This is a genomic window from Aureimonas sp. CAS, assembly GCF_059838215.1.
Genome location: NZ_CM187563.1, coordinates 3,480,645 through 3,498,948 on the forward strand (window position 1 = coordinate 3,480,645; position 18,304 = coordinate 3,498,948).

The following is an 18,304-nucleotide window of genomic DNA, read 5'->3' on the forward strand; positions in this document are numbered from 1 at the left end:
CCTCAGGGCGTCAGCGTCAGCACGCTGGCCGCGTTCGCCACCACCGCCTCGCGCGAGTAGAGAAGCGGCACATAGGCGCCCGCCGCCCAGAGCGGCGCGAGATCGCGGTAATGCGGGCTCGACGGGTCGCCGGACTGGCCGGGCGCGTTGATGACGCGGCTCTCGTCCCACCGGCCGACATCGAGGACCATGCGGAAGGACGCGCCCGAGCGCACGACGAAGTTCTCGTCATAGGTCGCCGCGCGCGGCGTGTGCGCCGAGCCGCCGATGGCGAGCGGGCCGACGCTCGACTGCGCCGCCTCGGCCTCCGACAGGAGCGGCGCGATTTCCGGCACGAAATGCGCCCGGTGGATCGCGCCCCAGCGCCACTTCGCCGGGTCCTCGCCCATCAGCTCCACGGCCCGCGCGAAGCCGGCGTCGAAGGCGCGGGTCAGGATCTCGTCCCGCGCCCCTCGCGGATCGTCTCCCAGACGCTCGTCCGGGTTCTCCAGAAGGTCCAGCACCGCGCCGATCTCGCCGGCCGCGACGATGGCGCGCGCGGGTTCGGGAACGGCGACGTCGACCGTCTCGCGCCCGAGCGGGGCGAAGATCATGATCTCCGCCAGCGCCGCCGCGCCGCTGTCCGCCGAGGCGAAGCCGTCCCACGCCTTGAGCATGGAGAGCGCTCGCGCCTTCGCCTCGTCCCGCGGGTCTAGCATCGCCTGGACGAGCGCGGCGAGCCGCCGCCCGACCATGGTGCCGTCGTCGTTCTGGAGCCGCATCGCGTCGTTCACCGAGACGGACGCGTTCTGCGACAACACCTCCGCGATCCGCTCGTAGCGCGAGGGATTGGCCCATTCGAAGCCGATGGGCTTGTCCGCCACCGGGAAGTCCGGCGGCAAATTCATCTCGTTGGCGGTGGCGAACCAGCCCTTTTCGGGATTGTAGGAGGAGGGGAGTTCGGAGCGCTCCAGAAAGCCCCATTCGTAGCGCCCGTCGCCCGGAACCGGCAGCAGCCCGTCCCAGCCTTCGCGCCTCGGCGTCATGCCGGCGGCGATCCAGCCGATATTGCCTTGCGTGTCGGCATAGACCTGGTTCTCGGAGGGCGCGGCGAAGCGGTTCATCGCCGTCTCGAACTCCTGCCAGTTCCGCGCCGTCATGTAGTCCGACGAGCCGAAATAGGCCGAGGTGCCGGGCTCCAGCCAGACGGTGCGCAGCGCGAAGGCGCGATGGTTGCCCTCGTCCACGCGAAGGACCGGACCATGGCGGGTGAAGCGAAGCTTCACGGTGCGCGGCTCGCCGCCCTTCACCGCGATCGTCTCCGTCTCGACGCGCATCGCCTCCCAGCCCTCGCCGTAGCGGTATTCGTCGGGGTTCTCGGGGTTCAGCTCGTAGACGTAGAGGTCCTCCTGATCGACCGAGAAGATCGTCAGCCCGAAGGCGATCGTGCCGTTGTGGCCGATGGAGATGCCGGGCAGGGCCGGCTCGCCCGCGCCGATCACCGACAGGCCCGGCGCGTTCAGGTGCACGATGTAGCGCAGCGAGGGAACGCCGTGCGCGCGGTGCGGATCGTTGGCGAGGATCGGCCGGCCGGTCGCGGTGCGGCTCGGCGCCACCACCCAGTTGTTGGAGCCGATCGTGTCGCGCGCCTCGCGCGAGGCCTTGAGGAAGTCGCGCGCCTCCAGCGCCGCGTCGCGCTGGCCGAGGGCCTCGAACTCCACGGGCTTGGTCGCGAGCTGATAGTCGGCGAGAACGTCCTCGGGGATGGAGCAGAGGTCGAGCCCTTCGGGGACGGACGCGGTCCAGTCCGGCTCGAGCTTGGCGCGCAGGCGGTCGGCCTCCAGACCGGCCGCGCAGGCGACGCGGGCGCGCTCCACTTCGGAGGCGGCGTTGCGGGTGAGGCCGTGGCTGCGGATGCGGACCACGTCCTCCGGGCTCCAGCGTTCGGGGCGGCTGCCGCTCGCCCTGAACTGGACCGGCAGCTCGATCTCTTCGTCGAGCACCTGATCGACATAGGCGTTCAGCCCCTCGACGAAGGCCTCGGTATAGAACTTCGCCTTCGGCCCGTAGGAGGCCCATTCGGCCTCCATGTCGCCTCTGTAGAGAAAGAGCCGGGCGGCGCGGTCCTGCTCGGCGAAGGAGGGGCCGAAGCTCTCCGACAGACGCCCGAGCCCGCGCTTGCGCCAGAGGTCGATCTGCCAGAGCCGGTCGCGGGCGGCATTGTATCCCTGCAGGAAGAGCGCGTCGCGCTCGCTTTCCGCGTAGATGTGGGGGATGCCCCAATGGTCGAGCACGATCTCGGCCGGGCTTTCCAAACCGGGGACCTGCCGCGTCTCACGTGAAACGGCGCTTGCGAATTCGGCCTCAGCCGAGGCGGACTGACCGACCAGCGTCGATCCGAGAAGCGTGGCGGCGATGAGCTTCACCATGGTCATGAGGGCGGCACCTCTTGATGCGGCCCGGACTGTAAGGGCGGCTTAGGAGATAACGCAAGAGACGCCTACAGTGCGGCGACCCGGTCCTGCCGGCAAGCCGAAGGCCGAAGGCTTCGCAGGAGATCGACGAGCGCGGCGCCGGAGGCCTCCAGAGAGCCGGAATTGTCGATGACGAGATCGTAGGGCACGCCCGGCGCGCAGAAGCGCTCCGAGCGCTTCAGCCGCGCCTCGACCGCCGCTCCGCTTTCGCGGCCCCGCGCCGCGATGCGCCGCGCCAGCACCTCGATCGGCGCGGTGATCTCGACGGCGAAGGCGCTTGCGTAGCGCGCGCGCATGTCCGGCAGGACGCCGCGCGAGAGATTGGCGACGACCACGTCGCCTCGCGCGACGAGCTCGTCCACCGCGGCCGGGATGCCGTAGGAGCAGCCATGCGCGTCCCAGGAGAGGGCGAAGCCCTCGGCACGGCGAAGCGCCTCGAAGCGCTCCGGCGAGCAGCTGTCATGGGCCTCCGCGCCCTCGTCCGCCTCGCGGGTGATGACGCGGCGCACGAAGTGGAAGCGGCCCGGCGCCTCCTCGTCGAGCCGCCGGCGCGCGAGGCGCATGACCGAGTCCTTGCCCGAGCCGCTCGGGCCGACGATCGCGACGAAGGCGCCGCCCGTCACCGCGAGGCTCACGCGACCCGGCGTCCCTCGCGCCAGACCGAGCGCACCACCGGAATGCCGTCGCCGGCCGAAACGCGGATGATGTCGCCGCGCAGTCCCTCGGCGATCGAGCCGCGATCGGTGAGGCCGACCGTGCGAGCGGGCGTCGAGGTGACGAGGGCAGCGGCCTGCGGCAGGGAGATCGCATCGACGTCGCGGGCGAGCGCGAAGACGGCCTGCAGGAGGCTGGAGGGCACGTAGTCGGAGGAGAGGACGTCGAGGACGCCGGCCTTCGCCAGATCGCTGGCGGCGATGTTGCCCGAATGCGAGCCGCCGCGAACGATGTTCGGCGCGCCCATCAGGACCGAGAGCCCGCTCTCGTGCGCCGCGCGCGCGGCCTCCATCGTCGTCGGGAACTCGGAGACCGCGACGCCCTCGCCGACCGCCTCCTCGACATGGGCGAGGGTGGCGTCGTCGTGGCTCGCCATGGGAATGGAGCGGGCGCGGCAGTGCTCGGCGATCTCGCGCCGGTGCGGCGCCGAATAGCGCGCCGACTGGTCCACGCGGCGCTGCACGAAGGCGTCGAACTCGGCATCGCTCAGGCCACGCTTCTTCTTGTAGTAGAAGATGTAGGCGTCCATCGACTGGAACTGCCGCTGGCCCGGCGCGTGGTCCATCAGCGAGACGAGATGGACGTGCGGATCCTCGCGGAAGGCGGCGAAGGCGTCGAGCACGTCGGGCGCGGAGACCTCGCAGCGCAGATGCAGCTTGTGCTCGGCGCGAAGGCGCCCCTCCTTCATCGCCCGCTCGATGGCGTCGGCCAGATCGCGCATCTCCGCCGGGTCGAAACCCCCGTCCTCGTCCGAGCCCATGCGCAGGCAGTCGAAGACGGTGGTGATGCCCGAGCAGGCGACCTGGGCGTCATGCGCCTGGACGGCGCCGAGCATGTTCCAGCGAACGCCCGGACGCGGGCTGTAATGGCCCTCCAGATGGTCGGTGTGGAGTTCCACCACGCCCGGCATCAGATAGTCGCCGCCAAAATCCTCGCCGGTGCGCGAGGAGCCCGTGTCGATCGCGGCGATGCGTCCGTCCCGAAGGGTGACGCTGCCGGTCACGATCTCGTCGCCGAGGACGATGCGGGCGTTGGAGAGGACGGTTTCGGTGCTCATGCGTCAGGTCTTTCTGGTGGCTCTCGCGGCGGAGCCCGCCGCGTGTCTCACGGTCAGGCGGCGTCGAAATGGCCGAAGGCCGGCTGCGTCCGGGCATGGCCCGAAAGAGGATGGATGTCGACGACCTCAAAATCCGCGCCGCGTTCGCGCTCGGCGAAGAGCGCAAGGGTCGCGATCCGGTGGGGTGAAGCGAGAAGCGGCGCGAAGCGCGTCTCCAGCTCCGGCCGGACGGCGGCGCTCGCCGCCTCGTCGAGGCGCCCCGTGAGCGTCATGTGGAAGGCGAAGTCCTCGAAGACGTAAGGATAGCCCCAGCGCTCGAGATGCTCGCGCTGGCGCTCGGGCAGGGCCTCGGGACGGCGTCGCGCCCGGTCCTTCTCCGACAGGGGCGCGCGGAACGCCTCGAAGTCGCGAACGATGTCGGCGGCCAAGGCGTCGAGCGCCGCATGCCGGCTCTCCGGTACGATGGCGAAGAAGCCGGACGGCTGGCCGAGCGTGAGGCGAACGGCCTCCACCGGGGGACGCGCGGCGCACCAGCGGGCGAGCGCGGCCTTCAGCTCGCTCTCGGTGCGGCCTTCCGCCAGTTCGAAGGGGGCCTTCAGCGTCGCGTGGAAGCCGTAGCGCCGCGCGTCGGCGACGAGCGCCGGATCGGCCGCTCTCGATGCCTCGACGGTCCGCCCGAAGGCGCTGCGGCCGAGCCAGTCTTCCGCCGCCGTCAGCAGCCGGTCGCCGGGCGCGGGCGTGTAGTAGAGGGCGTATCGCATGGCTCAGTTTCCTGCCGCGCCGATGAAGCGCTGGCGCACCTTACGCGACAGCCAGTCGATCACGAAGATGCAGACGAGGACGTTCAGCACCACGAAGGCGACCTGGTCGAAGAGATTGGCCCGGAAGCGCTCGATGATGATCATGCCGACGCCGCCCGCCCCGACGATGCCGAGGACGGTGGCCGAGCGGGTGGAGGATTCGAAGAAATAGAGCCATTGGGACAGGAAGACGGGCAGCACCTGCGGCAGGTAGCCGTAGCGCACCACCTTCACCGGCGAGGCGCCGGTCGCCCGCACGCCCTCCACCTCCTTGCGGTCGATGTTTTCGATCGCCTCGGCATAGAGCTTGGAGAGGGTGCCCGTGTCGGAGACGATGATGGCGAGCACCCCCGCGAGCGGCCCGAGCCCCACGGCGCGCACGAAGACGAGGCCCCAGACGAGCTGGTCGACGCCGCGCAGAACGTCCAGGAAGCGGCGCACCAGATGGCGGAGCGGCGAGATCGGCATGGTGTTGCGCGCGGCGAGGAAGCCGATCGGCAGGGAGATGAGCGCGGCGATGAGCGTGCCGAGAAAGGCCATGGCGAGCGTCTGGGCGATGGCGCCGTAGATGTTGGCGTACTGCCAGCTCTCCATGTTGCGCCAGACGAACATGGTGGAGAGGAGCCGCCACGCCCGGTCGGAGGCGTAGGCGAGCTTCCAGACCTCGAAATACCAGAGCGAGCCGAGCGTATAGGCGAGGACCGCGAGGGCGAGCGCCCAACCGAGGCCGGCACCGCGGTTCGGGCCGAAGATCGCCGGATGCTCGGCCTCGAGCCTCGACACGGCGCCGGCGTCGAAATCGGCGAAACGGTTGGGGAGGGCGAGCGCGCTCATGCCAGGTTCTCCCGGCCGATCAGGCGGGCCCGCAGGGCCTCGGAGAGAAGGTCGATGATCGTCACCAGCACGATCACGATCAGGAGCACGGCGAGGACGCGGTCGTCGGAATAGAGGCTGATGACGCGGTTCAGCTCCGTGCCGATGCCGCCCGCGCCGACGAAGCCGACGATGGAGGAGGCGCGCACGTTGATCTCGAAGCGCAGCAATGTGTAGGAGGCGAAGTTCGGCAGGACCTGCGGCATCACGCCGTAGCGCATCTCCTCGAACCAGGTGCCGCCGACCGAGCGGATGCCCTCCACGGGCCGCAGCGAAGCGTTCTCGTTGACCTCCGAGAAGAGCTTGCCGAGCGCGCCCGCCGAATGGATGGCGATGGCGAGAACGCCCGCCAGCGGGCCGATGCCGATCGCGAAGACGAAGACCAGCGCGTAGAGGATTTCCGGCACGCCCCGGCAGATCTCCAGGAAGCGGCGCGAAATCCAGTAGACGACCGAGTTCGGGGCGAGATTGTGCGCCGCCGGAAAGGACAGGAGGAAGGCGGCGAGAGAGCCGAGGATCGTCGCCGTCAGCGCCATCAGGATCGTCTCGCCGATGAGCCGCAGATAGGTCGAGAGGTCCGAGTACCAGTAGGTCAGGGAGCCCGGAACGGCCCGTCCGTCCTCCCCGCGCGGCAGGAGCAGCTTGTCGAGCTCCAGGTTCGGCAGGATCGTGCCGAAATAGTCGAAGATGCGCGGCAGGCCGGAGGCGAGGCGCTCGGGGTAGAAGCGCGAGATGACGACCGACAGCGCCAGGACGGCGAGGAAGCCGGCGGCGAAGAGGAGGTTCATCGCCATCTTCTGCCGGATCAGCTCGGCGCGGTGGCGTTCGAAGGTCTCGACCGCGCCGGTGCGCGGCCGCCGGTCCTCGCGGGACGTCATCGGATCAGTTCGCATAGGCCGGCGCGGGGCCGGCGACACGGGCCATCGCGCCGGCCGGAACGGGCTGGGGCGCGGCGGCGCGGGCGGGCGCCTTGCGGATGGCGGTGGAGGTCAGTCCCTCCTGGAAGGCGTCCTCGGCCTCGGCGCCGTAGATCTCGCGCGCCGCCGCCTCGGTCAGCTCCTCCGGCCTGCCGTCGAAGACGACGCGCCCTTCGGCGAGGCCGACGATGCGGTCGCAATAGGCGCGCGCGGTGTCGAGCGTGTGGAGGTTGCACAGGACGGTGATGCCGTCCTCGCGGTTGATGGTGCGCAGCGCGTCCATCACGATCTTGGCGTTCAGCGGGTCGAGCGAGGCGATGGGCTCGTCGGCGAGCAGCATCTTCGGCTCCTGCACCAGCGCGCGGGCGATGGCGACGCGCTGCATCTGGCCGCCCGACAGCGTGTCGGTGCGCTGGAGCGCGGTGTGCGCCATGCCGAGCCGGTCGAGGGCGTGGACCGCGAAGGCCCGCTCGGCGGCGGAGAAGTTCTGCAGCATCGAGGAGACGAGGCCGTGATGGAAGAGCCGGCCGGTCAGGACGTTCGTCAGGACGTTCAGCCGCCCGACGAGGTTGAACTGCTGGAAGACCATGGCGCAGTCGGCGCGCCAGGCATGCAGCTCGCGGCCCTTCAGGCCGGTCACGTCGCGACCCTCGAAGAGGATGCGGCCGGACGACGGTTCGGCGAGGCGGTTGAGCATGCGCAGGAGGGTGGACTTGCCGGCGCCCGAGCGCCCGATCACGCCCACCATCTGCCCGGCCGCGATGTCGAGCGACACGGCGTCCACCGCGTTGCGGCTCTTGAAGGTCTTCGTCAGGCTCTCGATGCGAAGCATGTCGGATCCTCGTCCACTCGTCCCATGGGAAAGGGTCCCGCACCGTCCGGCACGAGACCCTTCTGTCATGTTCGGTTGTCTCAGCGCGAGCCCGCGACCTCGCGCTCGCGCATGGCCACGACGTTCTCGAAGAAGGAGTGGTCGACGCGCTTGAAGCCCTCGCCGCTGCCGTTGGAGATCTGGGCGAAGCACTCCGGATCGGTCTGCGGCAGGTTCTCCATCCACTCGGTCCAGATGGTCTTGGCCTCCTCCGGCAGGGCGGAGCGGATGACCCAGGGGCCGTTCGGGATGAGGTTGGAGCGCCAGATGACGCGAAGGTCGCTCATGTCGAGCAGGCCGTTCTCGACCATGGTGCGGAAATTGCCGCGGGTGAAGCCTTCGGACTCCTTGCCGACGCCCGAGGTCCAGGTGACGCCGGCGTCGTACTGGTCGTTGAGGACCGCGATCACCGCCTGCTCGTGGCCGCCGCCGAAGCCGGTGCGCGAGAAGTAGCTCTCGATGTCGATGCCCTGGCCTTCGAGCTCGGCCTTGGGCACGAGATAGCCCGAGGTGGAGTTCGGGTCGGCGAAGGCCAGCGAACGGCCTTCCATGCCGGCCAGATCCTGGATGTCCGAGTCGGCCCGGACATACATCATGGCGTAGTAGCCGTCGGAGCCGTCGGCCTCGAGGTTCACGAAGACCGGCTCGACCGCGTTCGGGTCCTGCATGTAGATGCCGGCATAGCCGGAGGCGCCGAGCGAGGCCATGTCGAGCTGGCCGGCCACGAGACCCTGCATCACGCCCGCATAGTCGGAGGCGGGATAGAGCTCGATCGGCGCGCCGAGCGCCTCGCCGAGCTGCTCCACCAGGCACTGGTAGGAGCGCAGGCGGTCGGCCTCGTTCTCGCCGCCGAGAATGCCGACGCGGAAGGCCTGGATGCCGCCGGCCGCGCCTTGAGCGCTGGCGGCGAGAGGGGCGAGCAGGCCGGCGGCGATCGCGGTGGCGAGGCTCAGGCGTGCGAGACGAGCGGTCATGGAAGGCTCCGGGCCGACAGATGAGAATGACGCGACCGTTCGGGCGAGGGCGCGCTCGGCAGTCGAGCGGCGTTCGGTCCTGCCCCGGTCGCGGCAAGCCTTAGTCAAGCTCTGCGACAGTCCTTCAACGGCGCCATGACGTTTGGGTGACGGTCCGCGGCGTGCCTTCCCGCGGGCTCAGGCGGCCCGGCGCGCCGAGAAGGCCGAGACGTCGAGAATGCGGGTCGCCACCGCGTCCCGCACCTCCTCGTCGTGGAAGATGCCGAGGATCGCGACGCCGCGCGACAGCTTCTCGCCGATCATCTCGATCACCACGCGCCGGTTCGCCGCGTCCAGCGAGGCGGTCGGCTCGTCGAGGAGGAGGACGGGATGGTCGGTGGAGAAGCCGCGCGCGATGTTCACGCGCTGCTTCTCGCCGCCCGAGAAGGTGGCGGGCGGCAGATCGAACAGAGCGGCCGGCAGATTGAGGCGCCCGAGCAGGGCGGCGGCGCGCGCCGCCGCCTCCTCGCGGCCCGTGCCGGAGGCGACCAGCGCCTCGGCCGCGACGTCGAGCGCGCTGGCGCGCGGCACCGCCCGCAGGAACTGCGAGACATAGGCGATGGAGGTCCGCCGCAGCGCCAGGACCGCGCGCGGCGAGGCGCCCGCCAGATCGACCATCGCGCCGCTCTTGCGGTCCCGCACGAGGATCTGGCCGCGATCGACGCCGTAATTGCCGTAGACCATGCGCAGGATCGAGGATTTGCCGACGCCGGACGGCCCGCCGAGGACGACGCATTCGCCGGGGTGGAGCTCGAAGGCGGCGTCGGCCACCACCGGCAGCGTCACGCCGCCGCGCATGTGCATGGTGAAGGACTTGCAGACGTCGCGGACGAGGAGCGCGGGTTCACACGGGTTCGGCATCGTCAGGCTTCCGGGATCGAGGCGACGAGGAGCTGGGTGTAGGGATGGCGCGGGTCGTCGAGGACGCGGTCGGTCAGCCCCTCCTCGACGACCCGCCCGCCCTTCATGACGATCATGCGCTGGGAGAGAAGCCGGGCGACGGCCAGATCGTGCGTGACGATGACGACGGAGAGGCCGAGATCGGAGACGAGCGAGCGCAACAGGTCGAGGACGCGCGCCTGGACCGAGACGTCGAGCCCGCCGGTCGGCTCGTCCATGAAGACGAGGCGCGGATGGGTGACGAGGTTGCGCGCGATCTGCAGGCGCTGGCGCATGCCGCCGGAGAACTCGACCGGCCGGTCGTCGATGCGGCCCGCCTCGATCTCGACGCGGGCGAGCCAGTCGCCCGCCGTCTGGCGGATGCGGCCGTAATGCCGTTCGCCCACCGCCATCAGCCGCTCGCCGACATTGCCGCCGGCCGAGACGCGCATGCGCAGGCCGTCGGCCGGGTTCTGGTGGACGAAGCCCCAGTCGGTGCGCATGAGCAGGCGCCGTTCGGCTTCGCCCAAGGTGGCGAGGTCGCGCAGCGCGCCGTCGCGCATGCGGTAGGCGACGGTGCCTTCGCTGGGCGCGAGGCGCGCCGAGAGACAGGCGAGCAGGGTGGACTTGCCCGAGCCGGACTCGCCGACGATCGCCAGCACCTCGCCGGGATGGAGGTCGAGCGAGATGCCGGCGCAGCCGATCCGCGCGCCGTAGCGCTTCGTCAGCTCGCGGACGGAGAGAAGAGGCGCGTCGGTCATGGCAAGCGCTCCTGTCGGTCGGAAGGCGCCCCTTCGCGCCCCCGTCTGCCTGCCGCCAGGCAGACGGGGGTATGTTGCCGCGACGTCACCGACAGGAGGTTTGGATGCCGCACCGGCCGGTCGATCCCCGAAACCGCGCGAACGCGCGTCGCATGCGCCATACGCTGACGCCGGCCGAGCTGAAGCTCTGGAACGCGGTCCGCGCGCACCGGCTGATGGGGCTGGGCTTCCGCCGCCAGTATCCGATCGACCGCTTCATCGTGGACTTCGCCTGCCCCGAGCACCGGCTGATCGTCGAGCTCGACGGCTCCGGCCACGGGGAGGAGCACCAGGTCAGGCGAGACGACGAGCGCACGAGGCGACTGGAAACGCTCGGCTGGACCGTGCTGCGCTTCTGGAACGACGAGGTGCTGACGGATCTCGACGGCGTCTGCCGTCACATCGTCATCGCGGCAGGGTGGGGCGGGGCGGACTAGGATCCCAAGGTTGGCACGAACGACACCCCCCTCTGCCTGCCGGCATCTCCCCCTCAAGGGGGGAGATCGATCGTGCGTGGCCGCCGCACCCTTCGAACAGAGGTCGTTGGACAGACCGGCTTCGATCTCCCCCCTTGAGGGGGAGATGCCGGCAGGCAGAGGGGGGCAGGGACTGTCGAAGATGACGACGATACTCATTCCGCCGCCTCCTTCCGGGCCGCCTGCGTTTCGCAGAAGTCGGTGTCGGAGCAGACGAACATGCGCCCGCCGCGGTCGTCGGTGACCAGCTCGTCGAGATAGGCGCCTTTCGATCCGCAGACGGCGCACGGCACCTCGAAGCGCTGCACGGCGAAGGGGTGGTCCTCGAAGTCGAGGCTCTGCACCCGCGTGTAGGGCGGCAGCGCGTAGATCCGCTTCTCGCGCCCCGCGCCGAAGAGCTGCAGGGCCGGCGAGCCGTCCATCTTCGGATTGTCGAATTTCGGGATGGGCGAGGGGTCCATCACGTATCGGCCCTCGACCTTCACCGGATAGGCGTAGGTCGTCGCGATGTGGCCGTGGCGGGCGATGTCCTCGTAGAGCTTCACGTGCATGAGGCCGTATTCCTCCAGCGCGTGCAGCATCCGCGTCTCGGTCTCGCGCGGCTCCAGGAAGCGCAGGGGTTCGGGGATCGGCACCTGATAGACGACGGTCTGGCCGGATCCGAGCGGCGTCTCCGGGATGCGGTGACGGGTTTGGACGATGGTCGCCTCCGCCGTGCGCGTCGTCGTCGCCACGTGGCACACCTTCTCGAAGAAGGCGCGGATCGAGACCGCGTTGGTGGTGTCGTCGGCGCCCTGGTCGATGACCTTGAGGACGTCCTGCGGCCCGATGATCGCGGCCGTCACCTGCACCCCGCCGGTGCCCCAGCCGTAGGGCATCGGCATCTCGCGCGAGGCGAAGGGCACCTGATAGCCGGGGATCGCGATGCCTTTCAGGATCGCGCGGCGGATCATCCGCTTGGTGCCCTCGTCGAGATAGGCGAAATTGTAGGAGGGGAGGCTCATTGCGCCGCGTCCTTGCTGTCCGCCTGAGGCCCGGCCCGCTCGGCGTTGAGGCGCCGCAGGAGGTCGAGCTCGGCCTGGAAGTCCACGTAATGGGGCAGTTTCAGATGCTCCACGAAGCCGGTGGCGGCGACGTTGTCGCAATGGGCGAGCACGAACTCCTCGTCCTGGGCCGGCGAGAGGCGCTCCTCGCCGAGCTCGTCGGCGCGCAGGGCCCGGTCGACGAGGCTCATCGCCATCGCCTTCCGTTCCGACTGCCCGAAGACGAGGCCGTAGCCGCGCGTGAAGCGCGCCGTCTCGTCTCCGCCGCCGGTGAACTGCGAAACCATCTGGCATTCGGTGAGGCGGACGCGGCCGATCGTTACGGGAAAGCCGAGCTCGGGCATCTCGACCTCGACCTCAACGAGGCCGATCCGCACCTCGCCGACGAAGGGGTGGGTACGGCCGAAGCCGCGCTGGGTGGAATAGCCGAGCGACAGGAGGAAGCCCTCGTCGCCGCGCGCCAGCGTCTGGAGGCGCAGGTCGCGCCCGGCCGGGAAGTCGAGCGGGTCGCGCGTCACGTCGCCCGGCTCGCCCGAGGCCACGCCGTCCGGTTCGATCAGCCCCTCGGCGGAAAGAAGATCGGTGACGCGCGGGGAGGGCGCGTGCGGGTCGGCTCCCGCGCGGCGCCGCGGCTCGGCCACCGCCTCGTCCTGTCCGAGCGCGGCGTCGAGGAGGCGGTGCGTGTAGTCGAAGGTGGGGCCGAGCACCTGCCCGCCCGGCAGATCCTTGTAGGTCGCCGAGACGCGCCGCTCGATCGTCATCGCGCCCGTGTCCACGGGCCGGGCGGCGGCGAAGCGCGGCAGCGTCGTGCGATAGGCGCGCAGGAGGAAGATCGCCTCGATGAGGTCGCCGCGCGCCTGCTTGATCGCGAGCGCGGCGAGCGCCGGATCGTAGAGCGAGCCCTCCGCCATGGCGCGATCGACGGCGAGCGAGAGCTGGCCGGCGATCTGCTCCAGCGTCAGGGCGGGGACCGAACGGTCGCCCCGCCGCCGGTCGGCGAGGAGGGCGTGGGCGGCGGCGATGGCGGCCTCCCCGCCTTTCACGGCGACATACATGAGCCTCAGGCCTTTGCAACGCGGGTGGTGCGCGGCAGGGCCATGACCCTCGTGCCGGCGACGAGGACGAGGTCGTGGCCGCGCGGGAACAGGGCGGCGTTGCGCCGACGGTACTCGACGAAGCCCGCCGACAGGCCGCGCGGGGCGATACGCCGCCGGCTCTGGATGCCCGGCCCCGTAAGCACCAGCTCCGGGCCGCCTTCCAGGGCCTCGACCGGGAGGATCAGCGTCGCGGACCGGTCGGGATAGGGCTCGGTTCCCTGCGGGAAGCGGTCCCAACCGGCCGGGTCGGAGCCGAAGGCGAGAACCACGAAGGCGGCCTCGCGCCAGCTGCCGACCGGGGCGGAACCGGTCTGGAAGGCGAGCCAGGCGGGCGCGTCGCCCATCGGCTCGTCGAGATGGACGGGCGCATCCGCGTCGCTGAGGGCGGCGAGAAGGGCGGCCGCGCCGGGCACGAGCCCGTCCGGGGCCTCGACGCGGCCGGAGAGGTCGGCGATCGTGCCGGGTTCGGCGAAGACCCCCATCATGGCGCGGAACACGGCCTGGCCGTCGAAGACGGGATCCTTGAACCCGCCCGATACGGCTCTCGATGCGACGGCGTTCATGGCTGCTGGTCCTCCCCTCGAACCACGGTGAAGAAATCGACCCTCGTCGCCTGCGTCTCTTCGGCGAGACGGGCGCGGGCGCGTTCGTCGGCGGCGATGGCCGGCTCCACGATTTCGGCCTCGATGCGCGCGCGCCATTCGTCGCGCTGCCAGAGGGCGTCGAGATGAGCGGCCGCGCGGGCCTTGTCGGCGTCTCGTCCGAGGATCATGGACGAGCCGACCTCGCCGGTGGCGAGCCGCACTGTCGCACGTGTGACACTCGCCTCGCCGAGATTGAACGGCGCGCCGCCGCCGCCCGCCCGGCCTCGCAGCATGACGAGGCCGATCTCGGGGCCCCGCACCGGCTCGGCCGGAGGCGCGGCTTTCAGCAGCGGCCCGCAGAGGGCGGAGAGGGCAGCCGGGTCGGCCAGCGCATAGGCGCCGATCGCGCGGCGCCTCGCCTCGTCGGTCGAATTCTCCGTCATCGCCGCACCTGTATATTTGTGTAGACAAGTAAATCTCTACCCTTCTATAACGCGTGCGGCGTGACGCAACGATGACGTTCGCGCGGAAAGATCGGTCCCGGCTGCCCGACGCCGCGCGGCATCGATGGCGGGCACCGGACATGGAGCGGGGGATGATCGGCGAGGCGGAGCGCAGCGGCATCGCCGTCTGGCGGCGGGTGCGGGACGATCTGGCGGCCGAGATCCGCGCCGGGCGGCTGGAGGGCCGGCTGCCGAGCGAGACGGAGCTGGCCGAGCGCTTCGGCGTCAACCGCCACACGCTGCGCCGCGCGCTCGCCGTCCTGTCGCGCGAGGGGCTGCTCTCCACCCGGCGCGGGCTCGGCAGCTTCATTGCCCCGCCGCCCGAACGTCTGTCCTATCCGATCGGCGAGCGCACCCGCTTCTCCGCCAATCTCATCGGCCAGGGCCGGGTGCCGGAAGGGCGCCTGATCGGGGCCGAGCGAGTGGCCGCCGATCGCGACCTCGCCGCGAAGTTCGGCTGCCGCCCCGGCGCGCCGCTGCACCGGCTGGAGACGCTGCACGTGGCGGACGGCGTTCCGCTGACCGTGGCGACCGGCTATTTCGACGCGGCGCGCTTTCCCGGCATCGTCGCCGCCTATGCCGAGACGGGCTCGATCACCGAAAGCCTGAAGCGCGAGGGCTGCGCCGACTACCGGCGCCAGGAGACGCGCATCACGGCCGAGCGCGCGTCGCCCCGCGACGCCGAGCATCTCGGCCTCGGGCCGGACGCGGTGGTGATGGTGACGCTCGCGGTGGACGTGGACGGCGAAGGGCGGCCGGTCCAGGTCCTGCGCACGCGCTTTGCAGCGGACCGCATCGAATTCGTCGTGCGCGAGCCCGGCCGGGACCCGGCCTAAGGGACGCCGGCCCCGTCGCCTCAATGGGTGACGGTCACGACGACGACGTCGGTGTAGCGGCCGGCGGGGGGCGTCGGCTGCGCCGGCACCAGCCCATAGACGGGGATCGTGCGCGTCACCCCGTCCCCGACGCCGGAGACGAGGCTCGCCGTCGTCCAGGGAACGGCGTTGGCCGGGTCCTGGTAGAGGCCGTACGCGATCTGTCCGGGTCCCCCGGTGCGGGTCATGAAGCGCGGCAGGCCGCTGCCCGAGGAGCCGCCGCCCAGCGAGATGGAATAGGACGCGCCGGGCGTGCAGCGCACCCGCACGCGCGAGGCGGCGGAGACGGCGGCGTTGAGCAGGCCCTGCGAGCCGAAGTCGAGATCGTCGGCCTCCACGAGACAGTTGCTGGCGACCTGCGCCCGCACGTCGAAGGCGGGACGCGTCACGTTTCCGAGCAGGATCAGCGAGCAGCCGAGATTGACGCCGCCATAGTAGAAGCCGGTCTGCGCGCCGGAGAAGGCGGCGGAATAGTCCCCGATGGGGACGGTGGACTGGCCGCCGAAGATGCGGGCATAGAGCGGGACGGTGACCGAACTGTTGCCGCCGGGCACGACGATGCGCGGCGTCGTTCCGAGCGCCGGGTTCTCCAGCGAGCCCCAGGGCACCAGCCGCGTCGCGTCCTGATAGAGCTGGAAGCGCAGGCTCTGGCCGCCCGCCGACGTCATGAGCCGGGAGCCGTCCGCCGCCAGTCCGGCGGGACCCGCATTGATCCCCGGGCAGACGGCGGCGCCGAGCGTCGACTGGCAGCTGATCGTCACATTCGCGGTCCGGTCGATATTGCCGCCCGACAGCGTGTCGATCGGCCCGAAGGCGAGATTGTCGATCGAGGCGTTGCAGGTCTGCGCCGCGGCCGGCGCGGTCCCGGCGAGGAGAAGCGCCGCGCAGGCCGCGACCGCGAGAAGCGCAAGGCGGGCGACGGGCCGTCTCATGGCGTTCCTCCCGTGGGCACTGTCAGGGGGACGCAGGCGACGTCCGAAACCATCGTCTGCTCGGAGTTTTTGGAGAAGTCGAAGCGGGCGAGGCAGGGGCCGCGCTCGGCATCCTCCACCATCGCCTCGTTTCGGGCCTCGACCCTCGGCAGATAGGCCTGCCCGTCATAGCCGATCAGCACCTCCTCGCCGTTCAGCCGAACGGCGGAGCCCGCCGCGACGAAGTCGCCGTCCGGCCGGCGGAAGGAGACGAGGGCGGCCTGCGCGTCCGGCTCCAGGCCGAAATCGACGCTCGCGCCGGAGCGCCGGGCCGGAACCACCGTCCGGCGCGTCGCGCCGATCGTCATGTCGAGCGGCAGGCCCTGCGGGTCGAAGGACAGGTCGTTGCGCTCGTTGGATCGAAGGTCCGGCACGAGGATGCGCCCGTCGGCGCCCGAGCGCCCGACCGGCCGGTTCTCGAACAGGACCTCCACGCCCGGCGCCCCGATGTCGACGAGGGCGAAGGCGTCGTCGATCCGGCGGGTGAGATGCGGCCGTCCGCCCGCGAACACCACGGCCCCTTCGGCGCGCGCGCTCGCCCGCAGGTCGCCGTCGAAGCTCTCGACCCCGGCCTCGATCTGCGCCGCGGCGGCATTGTAGGTGAATGCCGCCGCGCTGGTCGTCTCCGCACCCGCCCGCAGCCGCCAGCCGTAGTCGCCGACGGCGCGCCCGGCGCTGCGGGTGATCTCGGCCGTTCCGCCGAGAATTTCGGAATCGGCAAAGCCCGCGATTTGGCCGTTGACGCGCTCGCCGAGGGGGAAGGACAGACCGGCGTAGAGCCCGGCCTGCCGCCCGTCGAGCGAGGCGAAGCCGGAGGCGAAGAGGCTGGCGTTGCCCGGAAGGGCGCGGGACCAGGAGAGCCCGGCGATTTCGCTCGTTTCGTCGAACTCGGTGCGGATGCGCGCCAGGCTGACGCTGAGCGTGGACGGATCGAAGCCGAGCGGGAAGGACAGACCGATCTGGTCGAGTTCCCTCGGCTGGCGCCGCGCGATCAGAACATCCGGGACGAGACCCGGCGTCGTCAGCGGCTCGGCCGTGACGGAGGCGATGTCGTCATAGGGGCCGAAGGTGCGCTGCGCGCGCGCGTTGATGACGATCCCCGACCATTCCGCCTGCAACTGCGCCGCGACGAGCGCGCCGGTGCCCTCGTCGCTGCGGCTCGCCGCCCCCGCCAGCGAGGCGACGCCGAGCGAGCCGAGCGTGAAGACCGCGCCGAGGCCGCCATTGGCGAGCCCCTCGCCGCCCTCGCCATGCGCCTCCAGCGTCAGCGCCTCGGTCCAGCCGTAGCGCAGCGAGGCCGAGCCCATCGGCCGGTCGTCGTAATCGTCCGATCTGACGCCGTAGGAGCGGCGCGCGAAGCCGAACTCGGCCGAATAGTCCGCAAGGCCCGGCGCCAGAAGCCGCGTCGAGGCGAAGAAGGGCGTCTGCGTGACGCGCTCCACCCCTTGCGCGTCGCGGACGACGAGACGGGCGGTGGAGCCGCCCTCGACGACGGGCAGATTGGCGATCTCGAAGGGACCGGCCGGCACCTCGGCCGAGTAGCGGCGCGCATTGTCGAGATAGACCTCGACGGTGGAGGGAACAGCGGCCGAGCCCGACAGGCTCGGGACCGGAAAGGTGACGAGGTCCGGGCGCAGCGCGAAGTCGCTCTGCATCTGCAGCCCGCCGAGCCGCACCGGCCGCGTCCAGGAGAGGCCGCCGGTGACGACGTCGCCGATCCGGTAGGTCCGAAGGTCGGACGTGTCGGAGAAGGACCATGTGGTGGAGAGGCGCCGCATGTCGTCGAAGCGCCCGTCGCCGCCCGAGACGATCATCGAATGGTCGAGCACGCCGAAGGGACCGTAGAGCCGGGGCTCGAGGACCGCCGAGAGCCCGTCGAGCGACCAGAGGTCGTCGAAGGCGCCGGTCGCGGTGGAGGCGAGGAGCGAATAGTTCATCAGCGCCCCGGTCCCGGTTTCGGGCTCGATCAGCCCGGCCTCGCCGAAGCGGCCGGCATCGACGACGCGCGCCGCGCGGCCCTCATCGCCGCTGGTGAAGGCGATGGTCTGCGCGGCCTCGTCATAGTCGAAGGCGACGCCGGGCAGGGCGTCGAGAGCGACCCAGCCGTCCCGGCCCGTCGCTTGCGCGGCCGGGGCGATGCCGACCTCGCGCAGCTCCTCCGGCTCGGCGAAGAAGGCACCGTCGGCCCTTCGCCGGAAATGCCCGACGAGCTCGCTCGAGACGCCGTTCACGAAGACCTCAAGATAGAGATCGAGCGCCTTGGCCGAGCCGGCGACGTCCTCGGCGGCGGCGGGCGGCGGGCCGCAGAGCGGCGTTGCGAGCAGCAGGAGAAGCGCCGCCAGGAGCCGGCCGTTCGAGGAGGATGCCATCCGCAAGCC

18 protein-coding genes are annotated in these 18,304 nt (G+C 70.9%); 2 read left to right on the forward strand and 16 right to left on the reverse strand.

Annotation, left to right across the window (positions count from 1 at the left end):
* Positions 1–2: 2 nt before the first annotated feature.
* The 10 genes from AC6R2M_RS16810 to phnK all read right to left on the reverse strand — a co-directional run bounded on the left by AC6R2M_RS16810 (position 3) and on the right by phnK (position 10,338).
* A complete protein-coding gene (locus AC6R2M_RS16810) occupies positions 3–2,414 on the reverse strand; it encodes a penicillin acylase family protein (protein WP_500484127.1) in 2,412 nt (803 codons plus the stop codon).
* A 65-nt stretch (positions 2,415–2,479) separates the two neighbouring features.
* On the reverse strand, positions 2,480–3,088 hold the full coding sequence (gene phnN / locus AC6R2M_RS16815; protein ID WP_500484129.1) for a phosphonate metabolism protein/1,5-bisphosphokinase (PRPP-forming) PhnN: 609 nt from the start codon (positions 3,086–3,088) through the stop codon (positions 2,480–2,482).
* Positions 3,085–4,224, reverse strand: coding sequence for an alpha-D-ribose 1-methylphosphonate 5-triphosphate diphosphatase (locus AC6R2M_RS16820; protein WP_500484131.1), 1,140 nt, complete (start codon positions 4,222–4,224; stop codon positions 3,085–3,087). Before AC6R2M_RS16820 ends, phnN begins: the two co-directional genes overlap by 4 nt.
* Before the next feature lie 53 nt (positions 4,225–4,277).
* Positions 4,278–4,985: a DUF1045 domain-containing protein gene (locus AC6R2M_RS16825; protein WP_500484133.1), complete on the reverse strand. Its 708-nt coding sequence runs from the start codon at positions 4,983–4,985 to the stop codon at positions 4,278–4,280.
* 3 nt (positions 4,986–4,988) lie between these two features.
* Positions 4,989–5,858, reverse strand: a complete 870-nt coding sequence (gene phnE / locus AC6R2M_RS16830; RefSeq protein WP_500484135.1) for a phosphonate ABC transporter, permease protein PhnE — start codon at positions 5,856–5,858, stop codon at positions 4,989–4,991.
* Positions 5,855–6,775 carry a phosphonate ABC transporter, permease protein PhnE gene (phnE, locus tag AC6R2M_RS16835; protein WP_500484137.1) on the reverse strand — a complete coding sequence of 307 codons (921 nt, stop codon included), beginning with the start codon at positions 6,773–6,775 and terminating at the stop codon, positions 5,855–5,857. Before phnE (AC6R2M_RS16835) ends, phnE (AC6R2M_RS16830) begins: the two co-directional genes overlap by 4 nt.
* A gap of 4 nt (positions 6,776–6,779) precedes the next feature.
* The gene (gene phnC / locus AC6R2M_RS16840; RefSeq protein ID WP_500484139.1) at positions 6,780–7,646 is read right to left on the reverse strand and encodes a phosphonate ABC transporter ATP-binding protein; all 867 of its coding nucleotides are present in this window, start codon (positions 7,644–7,646) and stop codon (positions 6,780–6,782) included.
* 80 nt (positions 7,647–7,726) lie between these two features.
* Positions 7,727–8,659 carry a phosphonate ABC transporter substrate-binding protein gene (gene phnD, locus AC6R2M_RS16845; protein ID WP_500484141.1) on the reverse strand — a complete coding sequence of 311 codons (933 nt, stop codon included), beginning with the start codon at positions 8,657–8,659 and terminating at the stop codon, positions 7,727–7,729.
* 177 nt (positions 8,660–8,836) lie between these two features.
* Positions 8,837–9,559, reverse strand: a complete 723-nt coding sequence (phnL, locus tag AC6R2M_RS16850) for a phosphonate C-P lyase system protein PhnL (RefSeq protein WP_500484143.1) — start codon at positions 9,557–9,559, stop codon at positions 8,837–8,839.
* 2 nt (positions 9,560–9,561) lie between these two features.
* The gene (gene phnK / locus AC6R2M_RS16855) at positions 9,562–10,338 is read right to left on the reverse strand and encodes a phosphonate C-P lyase system protein PhnK (protein WP_500484145.1); all 777 of its coding nucleotides are present in this window, start codon (positions 10,336–10,338) and stop codon (positions 9,562–9,564) included.
* Positions 10,339–10,442: 104 nt separating this feature from the next.
* Here phnK and AC6R2M_RS16860 point away from each other — a divergent pair, with 104 nt between their 5' ends.
* Entirely contained in the window at positions 10,443–10,814 is a 372-nt protein-coding gene (locus AC6R2M_RS16860; RefSeq protein WP_500484147.1) for an endonuclease domain-containing protein, read from the forward strand.
* 194 nt (positions 10,815–11,008) lie between these two features.
* Here AC6R2M_RS16860 and AC6R2M_RS16865 read toward each other — a convergent pair whose 3' ends face one another.
* The 4 genes from AC6R2M_RS16865 to phnG are packed head-to-tail and all read right to left on the reverse strand — an operon-like array spanning position 11,009 to position 14,020.
* On the reverse strand, positions 11,009–11,857 hold the full coding sequence (locus AC6R2M_RS16865) for an alpha-D-ribose 1-methylphosphonate 5-phosphate C-P-lyase PhnJ (protein WP_500484149.1): 849 nt from the start codon (positions 11,855–11,857) through the stop codon (positions 11,009–11,011).
* On the reverse strand, positions 11,854–12,951 hold the full coding sequence (locus AC6R2M_RS16870; protein ID WP_500484151.1) for a carbon-phosphorus lyase complex subunit: 1,098 nt from the start codon (positions 12,949–12,951) through the stop codon (positions 11,854–11,856). Before AC6R2M_RS16870 ends, AC6R2M_RS16865 begins: the two co-directional genes overlap by 4 nt.
* A gap of 5 nt (positions 12,952–12,956) precedes the next feature.
* Entirely contained in the window at positions 12,957–13,556 is a 600-nt protein-coding gene (phnH, locus tag AC6R2M_RS16875; RefSeq protein ID WP_500484153.1) for a phosphonate C-P lyase system protein PhnH, read from the reverse strand.
* Positions 13,553–14,020, reverse strand: coding sequence for a phosphonate C-P lyase system protein PhnG (gene phnG, locus AC6R2M_RS16880; protein ID WP_500484155.1), 468 nt, complete (start codon positions 14,018–14,020; stop codon positions 13,553–13,555). The genes phnH and phnG overlap by 4 nt, the downstream gene beginning before the upstream one ends.
* 152 nt (positions 14,021–14,172) lie before the next feature.
* On the opposite strand from phnG, the gene phnF reads away from it, so the two are divergent.
* Entirely contained in the window at positions 14,173–14,916 is a 744-nt protein-coding gene (phnF, locus tag AC6R2M_RS16885; RefSeq protein ID WP_500484157.1) for a phosphonate metabolism transcriptional regulator PhnF, read from the forward strand.
* A 20-nt stretch (positions 14,917–14,936) separates the two neighbouring features.
* On the opposite strand, the gene AC6R2M_RS16890 is transcribed toward phnF, so the two are convergent.
* Together AC6R2M_RS16890 and AC6R2M_RS16895 are read right to left on the reverse strand one after the other, a co-directional pair.
* Positions 14,937–15,887, reverse strand: coding sequence for a Csu type fimbrial protein (locus AC6R2M_RS16890; protein WP_500484159.1), 951 nt, complete (start codon positions 15,885–15,887; stop codon positions 14,937–14,939).
* Positions 15,884–18,295 (reverse strand): fimbria/pilus outer membrane usher protein, encoded by a 2,412-nt coding sequence (locus AC6R2M_RS16895; RefSeq protein ID WP_500484161.1) that lies wholly within the window; start codon positions 18,293–18,295, stop codon positions 15,884–15,886. Before AC6R2M_RS16895 ends, AC6R2M_RS16890 begins: the two co-directional genes overlap by 4 nt.
* Between the last annotated feature and the right edge of the window lie 9 nt (positions 18,296–18,304).

Coding starts and splice junctions, on each gene's coding strand:
- AC6R2M_RS16810 (WP_500484127.1), bottom strand. CDS start 2,414: ATGACCATGGTGAAGCTCATCGCCGCCACGCTTCTCGGATCGACGCTG.
- AC6R2M_RS16820 (WP_500484131.1), bottom strand. CDS start 4,224: ATGAGCACCGAAACCGTCCTCTCCAACGCCCGCATCGTCCTCGGCGAC.
- AC6R2M_RS16825 (WP_500484133.1), bottom strand. CDS start 4,985: ATGCGATACGCCCTCTACTACACGCCCGCGCCCGGCGACCGGCTGCTG.
- phnE (WP_500484135.1), bottom strand. CDS start 5,858: ATGAGCGCGCTCGCCCTCCCCAACCGTTTCGCCGATTTCGACGCCGGC.
- phnE (WP_500484137.1), bottom strand. CDS start 6,775: ATGACGTCCCGCGAGGACCGGCGGCCGCGCACCGGCGCGGTCGAGACC.
- phnC (WP_500484139.1), bottom strand. CDS start 7,646: ATGCTTCGCATCGAGAGCCTGACGAAGACCTTCAAGAGCCGCAACGCG.
- phnD (WP_500484141.1), bottom strand. CDS start 8,659: ATGACCGCTCGTCTCGCACGCCTGAGCCTCGCCACCGCGATCGCCGCC.
- phnL (WP_500484143.1), bottom strand. CDS start 9,559: ATGCCGAACCCGTGTGAACCCGCGCTCCTCGTCCGCGACGTCTGCAAG.
- phnK (WP_500484145.1), bottom strand. CDS start 10,338: ATGACCGACGCGCCTCTTCTCTCCGTCCGCGAGCTGACGAAGCGCTAC.
- AC6R2M_RS16860 (WP_500484147.1), top strand. CDS start 10,443: ATGCCGCACCGGCCGGTCGATCCCCGAAACCGCGCGAACGCGCGTCGC.
- AC6R2M_RS16865 (WP_500484149.1), bottom strand. CDS start 11,857: ATGAGCCTCCCCTCCTACAATTTCGCCTATCTCGACGAGGGCACCAAG.
- AC6R2M_RS16870 (WP_500484151.1), bottom strand. CDS start 12,951: ATGTATGTCGCCGTGAAAGGCGGGGAGGCCGCCATCGCCGCCGCCCAC.
- phnH (WP_500484153.1), bottom strand. CDS start 13,556: ATGAACGCCGTCGCATCGAGAGCCGTATCGGGCGGGTTCAAGGATCCC.
- phnG (WP_500484155.1), bottom strand. CDS start 14,020: ATGACGGAGAATTCGACCGACGAGGCGAGGCGCCGCGCGATCGGCGCC.
- phnF (WP_500484157.1), top strand. CDS start 14,173: ATGATCGGCGAGGCGGAGCGCAGCGGCATCGCCGTCTGGCGGCGGGTG.
- AC6R2M_RS16890 (WP_500484159.1), bottom strand. CDS start 15,887: ATGAGACGGCCCGTCGCCCGCCTTGCGCTTCTCGCGGTCGCGGCCTGC.
- AC6R2M_RS16895 (WP_500484161.1), bottom strand. CDS start 18,295: ATGGCATCCTCCTCGAACGGCCGGCTCCTGGCGGCGCTTCTCCTGCTG.